We start from the raw sequence: 19,476 nt of genomic DNA, 5'->3' as shown, positions 1-19,476 counted from the left end.
GCGGGCACGCCGGAACGCTGCTTTCGCGCAGGATCGACGGCGAGAAGGTGGGAAACGATGCACTTGGATCAGCCCAGTTTACCATGCTTGACAAGACTCGCACGGGGAGGTGGCGTTCGCACCGCTGTGCGGAACTTGTCTTGGCTCTGGTGGGGGCTTCTGGTATTTTCCGACGCATCAGCCGCTGTGGTTGTTCGGTCGCAAGGGCGAGCATGGCGGGGCGATAAATAACAATGATTTGGACCAAACCTCAGTTGCCGATGGAAGGGAGTTCCAGGATGGGCCACACTGAACAGGACACCTGCGTTCATATTCGCTGGATGATCCGCCGCGACATGCAGGCTGTACTAGAAATCGAGTCGACGAATTTCGAATTCGCATGGTCCGAAGAGGACTTCATTCGCTGTCTGCGGCAGCGGAACTGCATCGGCATGGTCGCCGAGCGCGACGAGCGCGTGGTCGGCTTTATGATCTACGAATTGCACAAGAACCGCTTGCACATCCTGAACTTCGCGGTGGCCCCCGAGGTCAAGCGTCAGGGAATCGGGCGTTCGATGATCAACAAGCTGATGGGCAAACTGTCGCACGAGCGTCGCAACCGCATCATGCTGGAAGTCCGCGAGACGAACCTGGACGCCCAGTTGTTCTTCCGCGGCCTGGGCTTTCGAGCCGTGTCCGTGCTGCGGGACTTCTACGACGACAGCACCGAGGATGCTTACCTGATGCAGTATCGGTATCAGCCCACCGCCGACGAACTGGCGCACCCGACGGGCCGCATCTCGCGAATGGCCGGCTGAACGGCGGCTAGCCCGCAGCCCGAAAGATAACACTCACACCACTACCCTTCGGTGTGTGCGAGCCCCGGCCAACGGGCAGGCAGACGCTCGACACACTCCACACTCGAATTCAATGGCTGATGGCCAGAAAGGCGTCAAGGATGATGCGTTCAATGATTGTCACCGCGGCCGCGGTGTTCATCGCCAGCAATGGGCTGGCTCAAACCGGTACACCCAGTGGCCAGGGGACCTATCGAGCACAGGCCGGTGGCAATCAGCCGCTCGCCCCCGCCCAACAGCATCAGATGGCCCAGCAGCGGGCCGCCCAACAACGTCAGGCGTCCGCAGCCACGCAGGGTAACGCCCAGCAAAACCAAGCCACCGCAGGCAACGCTCAGTCCACCACGCGAACGGCTCCGGCCGCCACGGCACCCGCCGCACCCTTCCCGCCGCTGTCGGCCGCTCAGGAGCAGGAGCTGACCCGCCTGCTGCAGGCCTGGGAAACGCAGAGCAAAACCGTCCAGCGACTCGAGGCCGACTTCACACGTTGGCACTACGACCTGACCCAAGCTCCCGCCGGCGTGCACGCTACATGGGCCAAGGGCGAAATCCGTTACGCCTCGCCCGACAAAGGCATGTTCCGCGTCAATGAGCTGAAGTTCTACAAAGGCATGCAGGAAGGCAAGCCGCAGTATGCGGCCGTCGAAGGAATGTTTGGCGAGTACTGGGCCTGCAACGGCCAGCAACTGTTCGACTTCGATCGCGGCGAAAAGAAGTGCACGGTCCAGGATCTGCCGCCGGAACTGCAGGGCACGCAAATCTTCGAAAGCCCCCTGCCCTTCGTGTTCAATTTGGATGCCGAGAAAATTCGTCAGCGCTACTGGGTGCGCACCGTCGCTTCGCCCAAACCCGATACCGTGGTCATCGAAGCTTGGCCGAAACGCCAGGAAGATCGCGCTCAGTACCGCTTGGTGCAGATCGTGATCGATCCGCAAACCTTTCTGCCGCAGGCGCTGCTGATGTACGCCCCCAATTTCAACGCCAAAACCGCTCCCGCCTGGGATCACTACGAGTTCAGCGGCGTGAAGAAGAACTCGATCATCGGCGGTCTGCAGCAGTTCGTCGACAAGTTCATCGAGAAACCGGACAGCAACTGGAAGGTCGTTCGCGAACGCTACCAACCGCCCGCCAGCGAATCGGCCGACCTCCAGCAGGCTCAAGCCCCGGCAATACGGCGATAGTAGCACGGCTGTCCCAGCCGTGACCCGGTAACAGCAGCACGGCTGTCCCAGCCGTGACTAAGGAACCGTCTCGGTTGAGACAACCGAGCGACTTTGGCGACTTAGGCGACTCTCCGCCCGGCGGACCTATGCTTCCAGGCGGAACACCGTCACGCCCAGCGGCGGCATGGTGACGAGCACGCTGTCCGGGCGACCATGGTGAGCCACACCGGTGGTTTCCAGGCCCGGATAGTTGCCCATGTTCGACCCGCCATAGATCCCGGCATCGCTGTTGAGGATCTCTCGCCAGAACCCTCGTGTCGGAACGCCCACGCGATAGTTCTCTCGCGGCACGGGCGTGAAGTTACAGCACACGAGCAGTGGCGTCGCATCGGCTGCTTTGCGGAGGTACACCAGCGTGCTGGCCTCGCTGTTCATGCAGTCGACCCACTCGAATCCTTCGCCGGTGTGGTCTTCGGCATGCAGGGCCGGGTTTTCGATGACCAATTGGTTCAGGTCGGCCACCAGGTTCTGTACACCGCGGTGGGTTTTGAAATCCAGCAGTTCCCACTGCGGGCCGTGGTCATGATGCCACTCGGTCCACTGAGCCAGTTCACCGCCCATGAACAGCAGGTTCTTGCCGGGATGCGTCCACATATAGGAATACAACAGCCGCAGGTTGGCGAACTTTTGCCACATATCGCCGGGCATCTGCGAGATCAGCGATCCCTTGCCGTGGACCACCTCGTCGTGCGACAGCGGCAGGACAAAGTTTTCGGTGAAGGCGTAGATCAGGCTGAACGTCAATTCGTCCTGATGGTGTTTACGGTGAATCGGTTCGTTGCGCATATAACGCAGCGTGTCGTTCATCCAGCCCATGTTCCACTTGAAGGTGAAGCCCAAGCCGCCGTCGTAGGTGGGACGGGAGACACCGGGCCACGCGGTGGATTCCTCGGCCACGGTAACCGCGCCGGGGTGTTTTTCGTGGACCGCGACGTTGAATTCCTTGATGAATTCGATCGCTTCCAGGTTCTCTCGGCCGCCGTATTGGTTGGGAATCCACTGGTCGCCTTCGCGGCTGTAGTCCAGGTACAGCATCGAAGCGACCGCGTCGACACGGAGTCCATCGATGTGGTACTTGTCCAACCAGAACAGGGCGTTGGCGACCAGGAAGTTACGGACTTCGTTGCGTCCGTAATTGAAGATCATGGTGCCCCAGTCGGGATGTTCGCCCTGTCGCGGGTCGGCGTGTTCGTACAGCGGCGTACCGTCAAAGCGGTACAGGCCGTGCCCGTCTTTGGGGAAGTGAGCCGGCACCCAGTCGATCAGCACGCCGATGTTGTTCTGGTGCAGGAAGTTCACGAAGTACATGAAGTCATCGGGCGAGCCGTGCCGGCTGGTCGGGGCGAAATAGCCGACCGTCTGGTAGCCCCACGATCCGGTAAAGGGATGCTCGCTGACGGGCATCAGTTCCACGTGCGTGAAATTCATGCGGTGGCAGTAATCGGTCAACCGATGGGCCAGGTCCTTGTAATCCAGCCAACCATGTGCGCGGCCCGGACCTTGTTGCCAGCTGCCCAGGTGCACTTCGTAGACGTTGAACGGTTTCCGCAGCGCGTCGTGCTCGGCCCGCTGTTGCATCCACTGGTCATCGCTCCACTCGAACTGGTTCAAGTCGGCGACCACCGAGGCGGTCAGCGGCGGCAGTTCGGCGGCAAAGCCCACCGGGTCGGCCTTGTCGACCCACTCGCCCCACTGGGTCTGTAGGCGGTACTTGTAGCGATCCCCCGGTTTGGCACCGGGCACGAACAATTCCCAGATCCCTAGATGCGGCTGCACCCGCATCACGGTTTCCCGGCCGTCCCAGCCGTTGAAGTCCCCGACGACCTGGACGGTGCGGGCATTGGGGGCCCAGACGGCAAAGTTGACGCCGGTTCCCTCCTGGCCGTCGCCCTGGCCGACAGTGCGAACCTGGGCACCCAGCCGGTTGTACAGTTCGTGATGATTCCCTTCGCCAATCAAGTAACGATCGAAATCGGTCAGGATGGAAGGAACAGCATAGGGGTCTTGCATAGCGACTATCTCACCGGACGGGCGGGCGACTTGGAGAGTGTATCCAGAGTGGTCCGTGGTCTTGGAATGGGAGGCATCCGTACGAAAAACTTCGGGGGCGAACGCCGCGGGGCAGATCGCTTCGAAAAACCCGGCGGGGTGGATCTTCTGCATCGGCCGGCGCGACTTGCCCGCCGGGTCGACGACCCAAGCCGCACTCGAATCGGGAAAGAACCCCCGCACGGCCACCGCCGGAGTTCCTTGATAGTCAACACGATGCGGGCCGAGGATCGCTCCGGGGTCGCCGCAGGTGCCTTCAATCAAACTACCAATTTGGGAGAGCGTCAGTTGGGTATGCATGGCAATCCGTAGCCATCGGGCTAAGCCCGAGTTTGAGGGTTGGAAAGGGGATCAATCAAGGGGGCAGCCGGCGGAACGCGCGGGAGGGTGGCGCAGTGCCGCCGGCTGGCCCAACGGTCAGACAGGTCGGTTACGGTCGGGCGGGGCGGTTTACGCCAGAGCCAGATCCGCGGGGCCGTACTTGCGTTTCGGGCCCGCCGAGCCGCCCTGCGACAGCAGCCAACGCCGCAGCCGATCCGCCGGCGGCGTGGGCGAAGGAAACGACCGTGGGGCGGCACCGGTGCTCGCGGCCGCGCCGCCGATGGTCTTGGCCGCGGCCTGGTTGCCCGAGGCCGCCGCCGGGGCCGCCTCGCCGTGGCCGCGAACCTTCGTCGCCGAGACCAGGCAGGCATGCACCGAGTGGAAACGCAGGGCGTGGTCGACGCGTCGCCACAGGTCGGCGTTTTCGACCGGCACGGTGCGCCCGAAGTGCTCCCACATAAAACCGTTCTCTCGCCAACGATGCAGCGAATCGCGAAGTCCGCGGATGACGTAGCGGCTGGTCGAGATCAGCGTCACGCTGGCGGCTCCTTCGATGGCTTCGAGTCCGCGTACGATCGCCCACAGGGCCAGCCGATTGGGGTTGCCAAACTCTTTCTCACGAACGTCCAAAAGCGTGGCACCGGCAGCGGTTTCCAGTGAAAACCGCCAGCTGCCCACCGTGTCCGAGGCGGCAATGGCCTCGCACACCAGGAGGTATTCGGAAAGCGTTTCGGGTTCTACGGGGTCTTCGGCGCCGCTCCGGGCGGGCAAGCGATTCAAAGCGTCGTCTTTCGGGGTGGTTTCGAGCAAATCGGGCAATGCGACCACGGTAAGGGCTCCTTATCGGTGACTGACTCGGATCCATCCGCAACAACACGGTCGTGTTTCCTTAGTGAGTTCCATCGGACGACCACCGCGAACGTCGCACCGTAAAGGCCCGAAAAGTTTTCCCTGACCGCCAAGGTCCCCCTACCGCTCATCCTTTCCGCAAAACCCGCAGAAGGACGCAAGCGCCCAGCTGGCCGCAGACCCCCAGCCGGACTCAAAGCCCCAGCCGGACGCAAAGTCCCAGCCGGACGCAAAGCCCCAGCCGGACGCAAAGCCCGCAGCCGGACGCAAAGCCCCAGCCGGACTCAAAGCCCCAGCCGGCTGCAAAACTCCGAGCCGTTGCAAAACCCGTGCCCCGCCCGAGCGAAACGCACTACAATACGGTCTGGCTTGAAAAACCGTTTACCCATCCTCCTGACATCCACCTGAGAGCTTTCCATGGATCGACGTCGATTTCTGCAACTGACCGCCGCCACCACCGCCGCCGCCGCCAGCCCCGCCCTGCTGGGCGGTTCCCTGACGAACCGGGCCTTTGCCGACCAGCCGCGCGGCGACGCCCCGCCCTATAAAATCTCTTTGGCCCAGTGGTCGCTGCACCGCACGCTGCGCAGGGGCGACATCGACAACCTGGACTTCGCCAAGCACACCAAAGAAGAGTTTGGCATCGAGGCCGTCGAATACGTCAACCAGTTCTTCAAAGATAAAGCCGACGACGAGAAGTACTTGGCGGAACTGAAACAGCGAGCCGACGACGCCGGTGTGCGGTCGCTGCTGATCATGTGTGACGGCGAAGGACGGCTGGGTGACGCCGACAAAGCGAAACGTCGTCAAGCGGTCGAGAACCACCACAAGTGGGTTCGCGCGGCCAAGTTCCTCGGTTGCCATTCGATCCGCGTCAACGCCGGCTCCAGCGGCAGCTACGAAGAACAACAGCAGCGGGCTGCCGACGGCCTGCGTTCGCTCAGCGAGTTCGCTCGTCCGATGGACATCAACGTGATCGTCGAAAACCACGGCGGGCTGAGCAGCAACGGTGACTGGCTGGCCGGGGTGATCAAAAGCGTCGACATGGACAACTGCGGCACCCTGCCCGACTTCGGCAACTTTACGATCCGCCGTGGCGAGAACCCCGAAGTCTACGACCGCTACAAGGGTGTCGAGCAACTGATGCCCTACGCCAAAGCCGTCAGCGCCAAAACCTATGACTTTGACGACAGCGGAAACGAAACCACGATCGACTATCCGCGGATGATGGACATCGTGCTCTCACACGGCTACCACGGTTACGTGGGAATCGAGTACGAAGGCGGCCGGCTGAGCGAAGCCGAAGGCATCAAGCACAGCAAAGCATTGCTGGAACGAATCGCTGCAAACGTGGCTGCCAAGTAAGCGGCCTCGTCCACTACCGCGTCGCGCTGCTGTCTTTGGGACGATGGGCGGGGTCGTTCCGCAGGGCGGCGTGCGGTGCATGGGGGTGTCCGTTGCGGGCACCCTCGGCAGTGGGCACCGCCTCGGAATCATTCGTCAAACCGCCGGCCGGTTGGTCGTTCGCCGCCGCAGCGGCTTTGGCCGCCGGTTTGGCCCGCCGCGGCTTGAAGACCCGGCCCAAGGGGCTGGCCAACAAGGCCGGCAGGAAGATCAGGTCGCCGACCAGGGCCGCACTGAGCATCACCAGCATCAACATCCCGAATCGCTGCGTGGGCGTGAACGAGCTGAGCGCAAAGACGAACAATCCCAATCCGCCCACGATGGTGGTTTGCGTCATGGCTGGGCCGACGCGGCGATAGGTCGCGGTGATGGCCTGTAGGCGGCCGATTCCGCTGTCGAGGTTATGGCGGAACCAAGCCAAAAAGTGAATCGTATCGTCGACCGCCACGCCCATCGCCACCGACGCGACCATCATCGTGCCGATGTCGATTTTGATTCCCATGTGGCACATCAATCCGAACACCGTTGCGACGGGGAAGATGTTGGGAATCATGGCTACCATTCCGGCCGCCACGCCGTAGACCAGATTACCGGGGTAGATCCACTGCAAAGGATTGCGGCCGGGATTCAGCAAGATAATCATCACGATCGCGATCAGGACAAAAGCCCAAGCGATCGATTCGACCAAGCTGTACAGCAGCGTCCGCTGGGCTTTGTAGACCACGGGAATCACGCCGGTGTAGACGACTTCCAGCGGACCGGCGTTCTCAGCGACCGGAATGCCGTCGACGATCGTCGGTGAGACGCGGTCAAAGGGCACGTCGCGCAGGTCCAGGACCGTCGAAGCGTGTTGTTTGATGAATTCGACGTCGTAGTCGGGGTGGTCGCGCAGCAGCACCACCATGTCGGCTCGGGCCAGGTTCTTGCCCCATCCCTCGGCTCGCGATTTGCCTTGAAGCGCACCGCTGGTGGGATCGTGCCAAAGGATACGGGTGCGACGATGGTTGCGGAGCAGATCCGCCAGGGCCGTCTCATAGATCGCTCGCTGGTCGATCTGTTGGTGTGTTTGTTCGTCGGCCTGTTCGGTGTCGGCCTCCTGCAGAATCGGCTCTCTGCCCAGCGGCTGCGGTTGGCTGCGCCCGAGAACGGCCACCAAACGCTTGCTGTGAGAACCGTCTTCCAATTGCCGACTGACCGCCTGGTCGCTGCGATACGCCTCGAGCACCGGTTCGACGGCTTTTCGCAGCTGGAAAATGAAACGGCCGTAGTCGACGTCGGCCAGTGCGCTGACCCGCAGACTGATCCGAAACAGATCGCTGCCTTCGAATGCACCGCTGTTTTCGACCCGGTAGTAATCGCTCTGCTGCAGCTCTTTCTGAGCCGCCGTCAATTCTTGGTTGTACCGGTAACGCGTGGGGCTGTGGTCACTGTTCGATGGTGGCGGAAGATCGGGCAAGAACGTCGCCGTGCTCATCGCTCGGCCGACGACTCCCATGCCCCGTTCGCCAAACGCCTGTTCGACGACCGTCTGAATGTGCGAGACCGCTTCGACGCGTTCCAGCATGTTCAGCGGAACCGTACGTTGGGAAGCGTCTTGGTCGGCGGTGCCGTCTTTTGCGGCGGTGCCGTCTTGGGCGACGAGGTCCGTTTGAGCCGCGGCGCCGGCATTCGCTGCTGGCCGGTCGTCGCCGGCCTCGGGCGGTACCCGGACGACCAATTCCATCGGCACCAGTTTGCCGAAGTGATCTTCCAGCCAGGCGTAATCGCTGATGATGCGCGAATCACTGCTGAACATCTTCAGCAGTTGTACGGTGGTTTGGATCTTCAGCAGTCCGGCCGTGCTGGCGATCAGCCCGATGAAACAGGTGATCGCGACGAAGCGGTGACGGCGAACGATCCACTGGCCAATGGCGTGCCACAGGCGACCCAGGAAGCCACCATCGTCACTATCGGCTCGCGAATCCTTTTCGCGGCTTGCCAGTTTGGGAACGAATGTCTCCAAGGCCGCCGGCAGGTAGACGAACAGAATACCGATCGTCCCGAGGACACCGATGGCCGAGAACAGGCCGAACTTTCGGATCGGCGTGATGTTGCTGGTGTACAGCGAAATTAATCCGATCGCGGTGGTGACCGCGGCCAACGTACAGGGCACCACGGCATGCCGCAGGGCGCGTCCGGGCGCCCCGGCTACGCCGCCCGCTTTGACCTCGTCGCGGTAGTAGTTAACGACGTGGATGGCGCTGGAGAGCCCCAGAACATAGACCAACGACGGCATGCTGAGCAGGATCGCATCGACGGCCGTGCCGGTCCAGCCGACCATCGCCAAACCAAAGACCGCGGACATGCCACCCACGGCGAAGACCATGATGGTGATCTTCAAGCTGCGAAAGCAGAGGTAGGACAGGCCGAAGCCCAGCAGCACGCTGTAGCCGATCAGCCGCGACAGCGTAATGGTGCCCTCTTCATCGATCGTGACGTTGTCGACCGGCGGGCCCCCCAGGCGCAGCGGCGGCCGGCCGGAGCTGCCGATGGCTTCGATCTGGTTGAACGGTGGCGGAGCCATCGACGGCACCTGGGCCGCCTCCAGTCCGGACTGTTCGGCCAGGGCCAGCAGACGACCTCGCGGGGCTCCCATCACGCCACGACCGACGACGTGGGGCAGGTTGCGTTGGCCCAGTTGCGTCAGGGTCACCATCACGGCGGTCTGCCGGGGTGGCGGTTCGACCTCCGTCCTGTCAAAGACGGCGTACCAGGCATCGGCTTGCCGGCGCGAGTCCGCCTCGCGGAGAGCCTGTCGCCGGCCGTCGAATCGATCCTGGACAACCGCCGCGACGGCCGCCTCGAAGCGTTCGATCATTTCGTCACGCGAACGATCCGCAACGTGCGACTCGGCCGCTTCGTAAAACGCTTCGCCGGTCCAGGAAAAATCGTGTGGCACGGCCGGGGCAAACAGCGTCCCGGTCAACCGCTCGACGGCCCGTCGCCGGGCGACGATGGGTTTCAGTTCCGGATCGGTCAGGTCGACAGGCCACAGCGGACCGCCCTCGACCGCCAGCATCTCGGCCACGTCGGGCCCGGTCTGCACGGTACGAAACAGCGACGCGGTCAGCAGCGTGGGGTTGTTGTAGTAGGGGTTGGCCGATCCGTCTTCGGATTGTCCGCCAAAGGCGGCGACGAACGTGCCTTCGACCTGTGGGCCACGGAACAGCCGTTTGGCACCGGAGACCAGGAATTGCACCACATTGGCTTCACCTTCCCAGCGGAACAGCTTGCCGTCCGGGGTGACAAAGTACCAACGCCCATCCTCGCTGGTCAGCCATTTCTCATTGCGGCCGCCCCAGTTCTTGTGGTGGTCGGCCGGCAGCATCAGCGCCAGTTCCTCGGCCGTCTCGCGGGCGGCTTCCCAGTGGGGTGGGATCTTCGCCGGCACCGCCCCGGCGGATTCGGCTCGCAGCTTGCTGGCAAACAGGCTCAGCCGTTGGTCTTCGGCCGTGGCTCCCGGCCAAGTGGCCAGGACGAACCGTTCGCCGGCAAAGTACTCCCCGAACCAAGCCAGTTCCGCGGTCTCGCGGAATTCGTCCGGCAGCCAGTCTTTGACGTTGTTTTCGGTATTCTGCAGGCTCAGCCGAGCCGAGCGGGTGGCCCAGGGCAGGAAAAAGAAAATAACGACCAGCAACAACAGCGCGTTGGGGAGCCCAAAGAAGCTGCGTCGAGCGAGGAACGAATCGGGGGAGGGGGGCGGCGCAGTAATGGTTGGATACCTTCAAAGCCCACAGGAATGGGTTGATTCGGACATTAAGCCTCTCGTTACAGGATAATCAGCGTACTGCTAGCAGTGGGCTTGGTCCACGGCGATTGGCCAGCGGGGGAGGGCGTCGGGAAAGGATCGAGGATGGTCCTAGCGGTTGCGAAGACTGGTCTATCAGTGGTGATGCTCGGTTTCGAAGCCGTACTGCTTCAGCCACTCTTCCCATTTATGGGCTTCTTCGTGGGTTTTGAGCGTCATTTTTCGCCACTCGGGACAGCGGTATTTCAGGTCGATGTGGCCGTCGTGCTCGGCGCGTTCGACTTCGCATTTCAAATCCGCCAGCGTCTTGGCGATCTTGCCGGCTTTGTCGTTGTCGTGAATGTGCTTGGTCTGCCACTCGACACATCGATAGCGGACTTCTTCTTTGGGGCCTTCGGCGACGCTGTGAGGACTGAGGAACGTCAGCCCAGCGGTTGCTGCCAGGAGAAGAGCAAGGGGCAAGCGGCAGGAGATCATTTCGGGGTTCCTTGGGTGGGGGACCGAGGGAGCAAAGGGGGATGAAAGGTTAAGCCGGACGCTAAAGAAATCCTCCGCGTCATGCAAGCTCAGTCAGGACTTGGCGAGAGGGCTGGGGACTGCGGTGACCTGCCACAGGTTGCTCTGGCCGCCAAGACGATCTGCCAGTACATAACATGATCATGGACGGACAATCATCCTGCCGACTGCCGGGTCAGACGCGCCCCGATCTGACCGCGGACTCGAATTACCCCGCGCGACCAGAGCACTCTGGACGCTTGGCGGCAGGGGGGCTGGTCCTGTGCGCGGTGGTGCTTGGCGGGGCGGTCGTCCTGTGCAGCGGGTCTGCGTGGGCGCAAGGCGAAATCGGCTTCGATCCCTACCAGAGCTCGCACAGCTCTCCGCTGCAACCGTTAACACTGTACGATGCCAGCCAGGACACGGTCCAGTGGTTGGGTGGCAACCCCCACTGGCCGTCATCGCCGACTGAATCGCCAGGGATGCATCGCTGGCAGGCGCTGCCCACCGACACGATCTATCCCTTCTATCTGGGGGATGTCAAAGCGTCGCGGCTTTCGGCGATTTACAGCGGCGGCGAGGATCAGATGTTGGATGCGACGCTGGGCGGGCGTTTTGGACTGCTGCGATACAACCGCGGCCGGACGGGGCCGTTTCTGCACGGTGCCCAGTTGGATGTCGAAGGCTCGGCCCAGTTGCGCTTGTCGCCTTCGGACAACATGGATTTCCAGTCCGTCGACTTCCGTGCGGGCGTGCCGCTGTCCTTTGGCTTCGGACGCCTGCACACGCGTTTGGGCTACTACCACCTCAGCTCCCACGTGGGCGACGAGTTCCTGCTGAAACGGCCGCGTTTCAACCGGCTGAACTTCAGCCGCGATGTGCTGTATGCCGGTGCCGGTTACTGGCTGACCCCGCAGACCCGGGTCTACGGCGAGAGTGGCTGGGCGTTCTACAACGACATCAGCGAAGAGTGGGAGTTCATGTTCGGGCTGGAACGCGCACCGCGTTTCGGTACCGGAGTCTGGGGCGGCCTGTTCTATGCCGTCCACGCCCACCTGCGGGAAGAGCTGGATTACAGCGGCCACTTCACCGGCCAGATCGGTTGGGCTTGGCGACGTGACGAGCGATCCGGCGTGCTGCGGATCGGCCTGAATTATTTCAACGGCAAGAGCCCCCAGTACTCGTTTTTCCGCGAGCACGAACAGCAATTAGGCCTCGGCCTGTGGTACGACTTCTAAAGGCTGCGGCACCGGTGTCTCCAGTGACGGCAATTGCGGTTCGAGCACGCCGCGAGCCGAACGCCACAAGACGATGCCCTCGATCATCATCCAAAGCTGCAGGCCCAGGATGCCGACGCCAAAACCGACCAACAACCAGTTGCCCTGACGGTACCAGTCCATGCCCAGGTTGTACGACATGGCCCAGGCGGGCATCAGCATCATCGCGATCATCGGCACGCCGATCACGGCCAGGGGTTTTCCGCGGCGCGTCAGATAGAAGAATGCCACCATCAACGCCAACCCGGCCAGCAATTGGTTGGTCGCCCCAAACAGGGGCCACAACATCAGGCCGCCTGCGCCAGGGGTACTGCCGGCCGTAAATGCGATCACCGCGGCGATGCCCACCGCGGTGGTGGTCGCCACGAATTTGTTGGTCAGCGGGGTGATCCGCAGCGTAGCACCCAGTTCCTGCAGCACGTAGCGCTGCAGTCGTGTAGCCGTATCCAGGGTGGTTGCCGCGAAACTGGCAACCAAGACCGCCATGATTGCCACGGCCATTTGCAAAGGCACACCGACGGTGGCGATAAAGTTGGCACCACCGTCGACAAAGGCCGCCAGTTTGTCGCCCAGATTGTGATCCTGCCAGCGACCGCCGGTGCGGTAGTACTGGTGCCAGGCATCGCGGCCGGTGATCGCCACGCCCTCGGCCGTTACCGCATGCTCGTACTGAATCGTGCCACCGACCTCGTTGCGGGCGATCGGGCCCATGCCTACCCCCGCACAACACGCCAGAATCACCAGCACCGCCAAGGCTCCCTCCAGCAGCATCGCGCCATAGCCCACGGCTTGGGCGTCGGTCTCGCGGTCGATCTGTTTGCTGGTCGTGCCGCTGCTGACCAAGCAGTGAAAGCCGCTGCAAGCGCCGCAGGCGATGGTGATGAACAAAAAGGGCAGGATCGGCGGAGCTCCCGCCGGAACGGTTTCGGCGATGGCCGGCGTGGTGGCGAACAAATCGGCTTTGCCACTGACCGAAGCGATTGCCAGTCCGACAACCAGTAGCCCCAGGGCCACGTACAGCTGTTGGCTGTTGATATAGTCGCGCGGCTGCAGCAACAGCCACACCGGCAGGACCGAAGCCGCAAAGGCATACACCAGCAGGGCGATGGTCCAGACCACTTTGGGATTCCAGAAATGGTTGTCCGGTGAAAACGTTCGCGACAAATCGATCGGCAGGTAGTACGCACCCAGCCAAACCGCGGCGTACAGGATGGCTAGGCCCAGCAGGCTGGGCGCCAACAGTCCGCCGCCGCTGCGATAGACCCACATGCCGATTACCACGGCCACGGGCATCGCTACCCACACGCTGAGCACCGATTCGGGATAGATCGCAAACACGGTGGCGATCACCAGCCCGAACACGGCCAGCACGATCGTCAAGGCCGCCGCCAGGACGATCAGGAACAGCAGCTTGGCCCGCGGCGAGATCAACCGCCCGGCGACTTCGCCAATCGTTTGCCCACGGTTGCGAACCGAGATCACCAGAGCCGCCAGGTCGTGGACGCCGCCGATCAGGATCGAGCCGAAAATCACCCACAGCAGGGCCGGCAGCCAGCCCCAGAACACGGCCAGAGCCGGGCCCACGATCGGTCCCGTGCCGGCGATGCTGGTGAAGTGATGGCCAAAGATGACCGAACGGCGGGTGGGCACGAAATCCACGTCGTCACGCAGCTGATGGCTGGGGGTCGGATTGTCGCGTGATAGACCAAATAGTTTGCGGGCCAACCACCGTCCGTAGGTGTGGTAGGCGATCACGAAACCGACCAACGAAGCGATGGCCACAAGCAGCGTTGTCATGGGCGAATTTAGAAAAGCGGAAGGTGGGGGCGGTACTCGAAGGCATCGACTCCTGCCTATAATACCCGCCCTTCAGCCACTCGCCCACTGTGCCCCTTGCCCTGTGACATTCGGAGTCGAATCAGACGTGTCGGACAAAATCGAAAAAACCATCATCGTCGGCAGCGGACCTGCCGCTTGGTCGGCCGCCATCTACGCCGCCCGCGCCAACCTCGAACCCTTGGTCTTCGAAGGGGCCAACACCGAAGAGAACCGCCTGCAAGGAACGTTGCCGCTGGGCCAGCTGGCGCAGACCACCGAAGTGGAAAACTACGCCGGCTTTCCTTCGGGGAAATTGGCCGAGTTCCTGAATTCGGCGATCGATGATTCGCAGAAGTACATGATGCCCCCGCCCAGCGAAGAAGCCCACGCCGTTACGGGCCCGGAACTGATGAACCTGATGCGGCAACAGGCCCGCAATTTCGGCACCCGGGTGATCACCGACGACGTGACGGCCACCGAACTGGGCTCCCGACCCTTCACGGTCGATACGCTGGAAAACGGCAAGCATCAGTGTCACACCCTGATCATTGCGACCGGTGCCCGAGCCAATTACCTGGGTCTGGACTCCGAAGAAGCCTACAAGAATCGCGGCGTCAGCGCCTGTGCGGTTTGCGACGGTGCCCTGCCCCGCTTCCGCAATCAACCGCTGGCCGTCGTGGGCGGTGGCGACAGTGCGATCGAGGAAGCCACCTACCTGAGCAAGTTCGCCTCCAAGGTCTATCTGGTCGTCCGCCGCGATGTGCTGCGGGCCTCGAAGATCATGCAGGAGCGGCTGACCAGCAACGAGAAAATCGATATCCTCTGGAACCATGAAGTGCTCGAGGTCCTGGGCGATGACGACAACGGGGTCAGCTCGCTGCGTTTGATCCAGAACAAAGAACAAACGGAAACCAGCTTGGATATCGGCGGGCTGTTCCTGGCCATCGGCCACACGCCCAACACGAAATTCCTGGGCGACCAGGTCGAGCTGACCGACAAGGGCTACATCCGCTGGACCAAGTCGTTCCGTACCGCGACCAGTGTCGAAGGCGTTTTTGCCGCCGGCGACGTCGCCGACGACTACTACCGTCAAGCGATCACCTCGGCCGGTACCGGCTGTATGGCCGCCCTGGACGCCGAACGCCTGCTGGCCGAGCAGAACCTGTTGTAGCTCGCCGCCGCGGTGACAAATAGTAGCTCGGCTATCCCATAGTAGCTCGGCTGTCCCAGCCGAGAGCAGGGACGTTTCCACAGCCCGACGGCCTCTGCCCTATGGGGTGTTCGCGTCGGTGGGTAGGGTGGTGTAGAATGCATCTATACTGGGTGCGCCCACCGTGGCCGCCTAAGGTCCCCGCCGTTCCCGCCCCCGCCATGTTCGAGTTTTCTGGACAGGGCACCGCTGGACGCGACAAGCCCATGGGTCGTTGGCCCTCCGGGACGTGTCTCCGTTCGTCTTGTGTTTCGAAGGTATTCTGTGATGGTTGTATCGATGCGTTCGCTGCTGGCCGCAGCACTTTGTGTTTTCGCCTGGGGTTGTGGTGCCGAGGCTCAGACGCCTGTGCCGGCTTCGGTTGGCACGGGAACCGCACCGCCCGCAGAGGAAAAAGTCGCCACGTTTGCCGGCGGTTGTTTTTGGTGCACCGAAGCCGTCTTCGAGCAGATGAAAGGCGTCAATGACGTCGTGTCCGGCTATACCGGTGATGAGAGCAAACCCAATCCGACCTACGAACAGGTCTGCGCCAAACTGACCAATCACGCCGAAGCCATTCAGATCTACTACGATCCTTCGGTCGTCAGCTACGACGATCTCTTGGAGGTGTTCTTCAGCACCCACGATCCGACGACGCCGAACCGTCAGGGCAACGATGTGGGCCCGCAGTATCGCAGTGCGGTGTTCTACAAGACCCCGCAGGAGAAGCAGGCGGTCGAGGCGATGATCGAAAAACTGGACAAGGCCAAGAAGTTCCGCCGGCCCATCGTCACCGAGGTCAGCCAGCTGGGAACCTGGTGGGATGCCGAGGAGTACCATCAGGACTTCTACCGCCGCAATCCGTTCAACGCCTACTGCCGAGCGACCGCCGCGGTGAAGGTCAAGAAGTTCAAGAACCTGTTCGAGGACAAAGTCCGCGAAGAGGGCGTGGGCAGCCGCCGCGAACAGTAGCGGCCGCCCGCAGCCGAAGTCGCCAGACTTTGGGGAGGGGGAGGAAAGGTTCGAAGGGCCTGGTTACCTCGGATTGCATCCGAGGCTGTCGACTGCCATCGCTTCGCGATTCTCGCAATCGACAACTGCAACCATCACCGAACCGGACTCGAACGGATGCTATGTTTAGATAAGGAAGTTTTCTCCCCTCTCCCCCGCGGCGCCGCGAGCGTCAGCGAGTGAAGCGGTGGTGGGAGAGGGGCCGGGGGTGAGGGGGCTCAGGTGCAACTGGCTGACTCCGGGCATCTACTCTGTCTGCCGGGTACCGCATTGAGACGCAGCACCGACGAACCCACGCTGCAATCCCCCTCACCCCCGACCCCTCTCCCCCAAATCCTGGCTCGCCTAGGCTCGCCAGGATTTGGGGGAGAGGGGAGAAAACGTTTTTGTCCGTACGTAGAACCCGTTCGCGTCAGCAACGGTCAACCAACAACTAAACTCACTCGGCCGGCCCCTGCTCTTCTGCACCGGCTACGTCCTCGGCCGGTTCGGGTAGAGCGGGCGTTTCGGCGGCATCCGCCGCCGCATCGATGGTGTTCTCTTCGGCCGGCACGCGAACCACGGCGATCAACTGGTCGTCGCTGTCCAGGTTCATCACGCGAACGCCTTGGGTGTTGCGTCCGATGACATTAATTTCTCTCGCGGCGATTCGCTGGATCTTGCCTTTGGCGGTCATCATCAGGATCTCGTCCTCGTCGGTGACCCGGACGATGTCCACGACGTTTCCGTTCCGTTCGCTGGTGCGGATGTCCCGCAGACCTTTGCCGCCTCGCTTCTGCGTGCGGTAGCGTGCGCCGCTGGATCCGCTGTCCTCATCGCCCTCGGCCGCATCGTCGCCATTGGCCGCGTTGGGTCCGAAGGGCGTTCGTTTTCCGTAGCCTTTCTCGCAGACGGTCAGTAGCGTGGCGTCGGGATCGGCGACCACCATGCCGACGATGCTGTCGCCGTCGGCCAGGTTGATACCTTTGACGCCGGAGGTGTTGCGGCCCATCGATCGAGCATCGGATTCGGGGAAGCGGATGGCCATCCCGAACGCGGTGACAAGAACGACCTCGGTGCCTGGGCCCACGACCGCCGCGTCGACCAGGTGGTCCTGTTCACGCAGTTTGATCGCGATGATCCCGCCGCGTTTGGGACGGCTGTAGCTTTCCAGCGATGTTTTCTTCACCAGGCCCTCTTTGGTGGCCATCATGATGAAGTGTCCTGGTTGGTCGAAGTCGCGGATCGCCAAACATTCGGCAATCTGTTCGTCTTCGGCCAACTGCAACAGATTCACCACGGCTCGACCGCGGCTGTCCCGCGACAGCTGTGGCAGGTCATAGACTTTTTGCCAGTAGACCTTGCCGGCGGTCGTAAAGAACAGCAGGTACGCATGCGTGCTGGCCACGAACAGGTGTTCGATGGGATCCTCGTCTTCGACTTTGGCTCCCTTCAAACCCTTGCCTCCGCGACGCTGGGCGCGATAGGTCGTCGCCGGGGTGCGTTTGATATACCCCCGGTGGCTGATCGACACGACCATGGTCTCTTCGGCGATCAGGTCTTCCAGGTCGATGTTGCCCAGTTCTTCGGTGCTGATCTCAGTTCGTCGCCGATCGCCAAAGCGGCGCTGCACCTCTTGCAGGTCCGCTTTGATGATGTCGTAGATCTTCTGCTGGTCGGCCAGGATCGACACGTACTCGCCGATCTCGCTCAGCAGTTGAGCGTGTTCACCAGCCAGCTTTTCCTGTTCCAAGTTCACCAATTGTCCGAGCGTCATCCGCAGGATGGCATCGGTCTGGACGCTGGTCAGGGTGTAGGATTCCGCTTCGCCCCGCTCGGACACGAATTCGCCGAAGCCTTCGTCGCCGAGGGCTCGCTGCATCAACGCGGCAGGACATTCGATCTGCATCAACCGCTGCTTGGCTTCGCTCTGCGTGCGGCTGGTGCGAATGGTTTTGATAATCTCGTCGATGTTCGCCAGGGCCAACAGCAGACCTTCGACGGTGTGCTTGCGGCGGCGGGCCCGAGCCAACAGGAACTGGGTCCGGCGGCGGATCACGGTGACCCGGTGGCGGACGAACTCCTGCAGCATCTCCTTGATGGTCAACTCACGCGGCTTGCCATCGACCAGGGCCAGTAGGATGACCGAGAAAGAATCCTGCAGGGGCGAGAATTGATACAGTTGATTGAGGACGACATCGGGATCGGCATCGCGTTTCAGTTCGATGACCAGTCGAACCGGTTCTTTCAGATCGCTCTCGTCGCGGATCGCCGAAATGCCTTTGATGCGATCGCCGTTGACCAACGCCGCGATCTTTTCGACCACGCGGTCACGGTACTGTTGGTAGGGGATCTCGCTGACGATGATCCGCGACCGACCGCCCTTCATTTCCTCGATCGTACAGCGTGCGCGCACCTGGATCGTGCTGCGTCCGGTCTTGTAGCCGCGGATGATGCCCGAGCGGCCGCAGATGATGCCGCCGGTGGGAAAGTCCGGGCCCGGCATCACTTCCATGATCTCCGCGATCGTCAGATCGGGGTTGTCGATCAAGCGAATCACGGCCTCGCACACCTCGGTCGGGTTGTGCGGTGGGATGCTGGTGGCCATACCGACGGCGATCCCGCCACTGCCATTGACCAACAGGTTGGGGAATTTGCAAGGCAGCACCGTCGGCTCGGTACGCACCTCGTCGTAGGTGGGGATGTAGTCGACCGTATCGAGTTTCAGGTCTTCCAGCATCGCCGCGGCCACGGCCGACAGTCGCGCTTCGGTGTATCGCATGGCCGCCGGCGGCAAACCGGCGATCGACCCGAAGTTCCCCTGTTTGTCGATCAGCAGGGAACGCAGGTTCCATTCCTGGGCCATGCGGACCAGTGTCGGATAGATGACGCTTTCCCCGTGCGGGTGGTAATTACCCGAGGTATCGCCGGAGATCTTGGCGCACTTGACACGTTTGGAACCCGGACCGAGGTTCAGGTCGTTCATGGCGACCAAGATCCGTCGTTGGCTGGGTTTCAGCCCGTCGCGAACATCGGGCAGCGCACGGCTGACGATCACGCTCATCGCGTACGTCAGGTAGCTGTCGCGGAGTTCGTCCTCGATCGGCAGATCGATCATCCGCAGGGCGCCGGCGCCACCGCGTCCGCTCTCGCCAAAGCCGTGTTGTTCGCCCTCGAATCGCGGGACGATGTCGCCCTCACCTTCGCCGTTTCCACCGCCACTACCGGGATCATTTCC

General features: G+C 62.2%; 12 protein-coding genes. 6 read left to right on the top strand and 6 right to left on the bottom strand.

Going from position 1 to position 19,476, the window contains the following annotated elements; translation table 11 throughout:
* The first annotated feature begins 278 nt into the window (after positions 1-278).
* Together rimI and GE027_RS06265 are read left to right on the top strand one after the other, a co-directional pair.
* Entirely contained in the window at positions 279-797 is a 519-nt protein-coding gene (rimI, locus tag GE027_RS06270; protein WP_153556329.1) for a ribosomal protein S18-alanine N-acetyltransferase, read from the top strand.
* A gap of 152 nt (positions 798-949) precedes the next feature.
* Positions 950-2,017 carry a TIGR03009 domain-containing protein gene (locus tag GE027_RS06265; RefSeq protein WP_237607331.1) on the top strand — a complete coding sequence of 356 codons (1,068 nt, stop codon included), beginning with the start codon at positions 950-952 and terminating at the stop codon, positions 2,015-2,017.
* A gap of 126 nt (positions 2,018-2,143) precedes the next feature.
* Here the strand turns inward: GE027_RS06265 and glgB are convergent, their stop codons facing one another.
* Positions 2,144-4,408, bottom strand: a complete 2,265-nt coding sequence (gene glgB / locus GE027_RS06260) for a 1,4-alpha-glucan branching protein GlgB (protein WP_153556327.1) — start codon at positions 4,406-4,408, stop codon at positions 2,144-2,146.
* A 150-nt stretch (positions 4,409-4,558) separates the two neighbouring features.
* On the bottom strand, positions 4,559-5,257 hold the full coding sequence (locus GE027_RS06255; RefSeq protein WP_153556326.1) for an RNase H family protein: 699 nt from the start codon (positions 5,255-5,257) through the stop codon (positions 4,559-4,561).
* 438 nt (positions 5,258-5,695) lie between these two features.
* Between GE027_RS06255 and GE027_RS06250 the strand changes: the two genes are divergently transcribed.
* Positions 5,696-6,643, top strand: a complete 948-nt coding sequence (locus tag GE027_RS06250; protein WP_153556325.1) for a sugar phosphate isomerase/epimerase family protein — start codon at positions 5,696-5,698, stop codon at positions 6,641-6,643.
* Between the two features lie 13 nt (positions 6,644-6,656).
* Here GE027_RS06250 and GE027_RS06245 read toward each other — a convergent pair whose 3' ends face one another.
* Both GE027_RS06245 and GE027_RS06240 read right to left on the bottom strand, forming a co-directional pair.
* Complete coding sequence (locus GE027_RS06245) at positions 6,657-10,358, bottom strand: efflux RND transporter permease subunit (protein ID WP_153556324.1); 3,702 nt, start codon at positions 10,356-10,358, stop codon at positions 6,657-6,659.
* A 246-nt stretch (positions 10,359-10,604) separates the two neighbouring features.
* The gene (locus GE027_RS06240) at positions 10,605-10,946 is read right to left on the bottom strand and encodes a hypothetical protein (protein WP_237607330.1); all 342 of its coding nucleotides are present in this window, start codon (positions 10,944-10,946) and stop codon (positions 10,605-10,607) included.
* Between the two features lie 182 nt (positions 10,947-11,128).
* On the opposite strand from GE027_RS06240, the gene GE027_RS06235 reads away from it, so the two are divergent.
* Complete coding sequence (locus GE027_RS06235; protein ID WP_162006597.1) at positions 11,129-12,202, top strand: DUF1207 domain-containing protein; 1,074 nt, start codon at positions 11,129-11,131, stop codon at positions 12,200-12,202.
* Here GE027_RS06235 and GE027_RS06230 read toward each other — a convergent pair.
* Entirely contained in the window at positions 12,173-14,038 is a 1,866-nt protein-coding gene (locus tag GE027_RS06230) for a carbon starvation CstA family protein (RefSeq protein ID WP_153556322.1), read from the bottom strand. The genes GE027_RS06235 and GE027_RS06230 overlap by 30 nt on opposite strands.
* Positions 14,039-14,165: 127 nt before the next feature.
* Here GE027_RS06230 and GE027_RS06225 point away from each other — a divergent pair, with 127 nt between their 5' ends.
* Complete coding sequence (locus GE027_RS06225) at positions 14,166-15,230, top strand: FAD-dependent oxidoreductase (protein ID WP_237607329.1); 1,065 nt, start codon at positions 14,166-14,168, stop codon at positions 15,228-15,230.
* Between the two features lie 306 nt (positions 15,231-15,536).
* Complete coding sequence (msrA, locus tag GE027_RS06220; protein WP_237607328.1) at positions 15,537-16,220, top strand: peptide-methionine (S)-S-oxide reductase MsrA; 684 nt, start codon at positions 15,537-15,539, stop codon at positions 16,218-16,220.
* Positions 16,221-16,698: 478 nt separating this feature from the next.
* On the opposite strand, the gene gyrA is transcribed toward msrA, so the two are convergent.
* Entirely contained in the window at positions 16,699-19,356 is a 2,658-nt protein-coding gene (gene gyrA / locus GE027_RS06215) for a DNA gyrase subunit A (protein WP_153556360.1), read from the bottom strand.
* Between the last annotated feature and the right edge of the window lie 120 nt (positions 19,357-19,476).

Origin of the sequence: Roseimaritima sediminicola (assembly GCF_009618275.1) — a bacterium.
Taxonomy (GTDB): domain Bacteria; phylum Planctomycetota; class Planctomycetia; order Pirellulales; family Pirellulaceae; genus Roseimaritima; species Roseimaritima sediminicola.
This window is presented reverse-complemented; position numbering and strand designations above follow the sequence as displayed.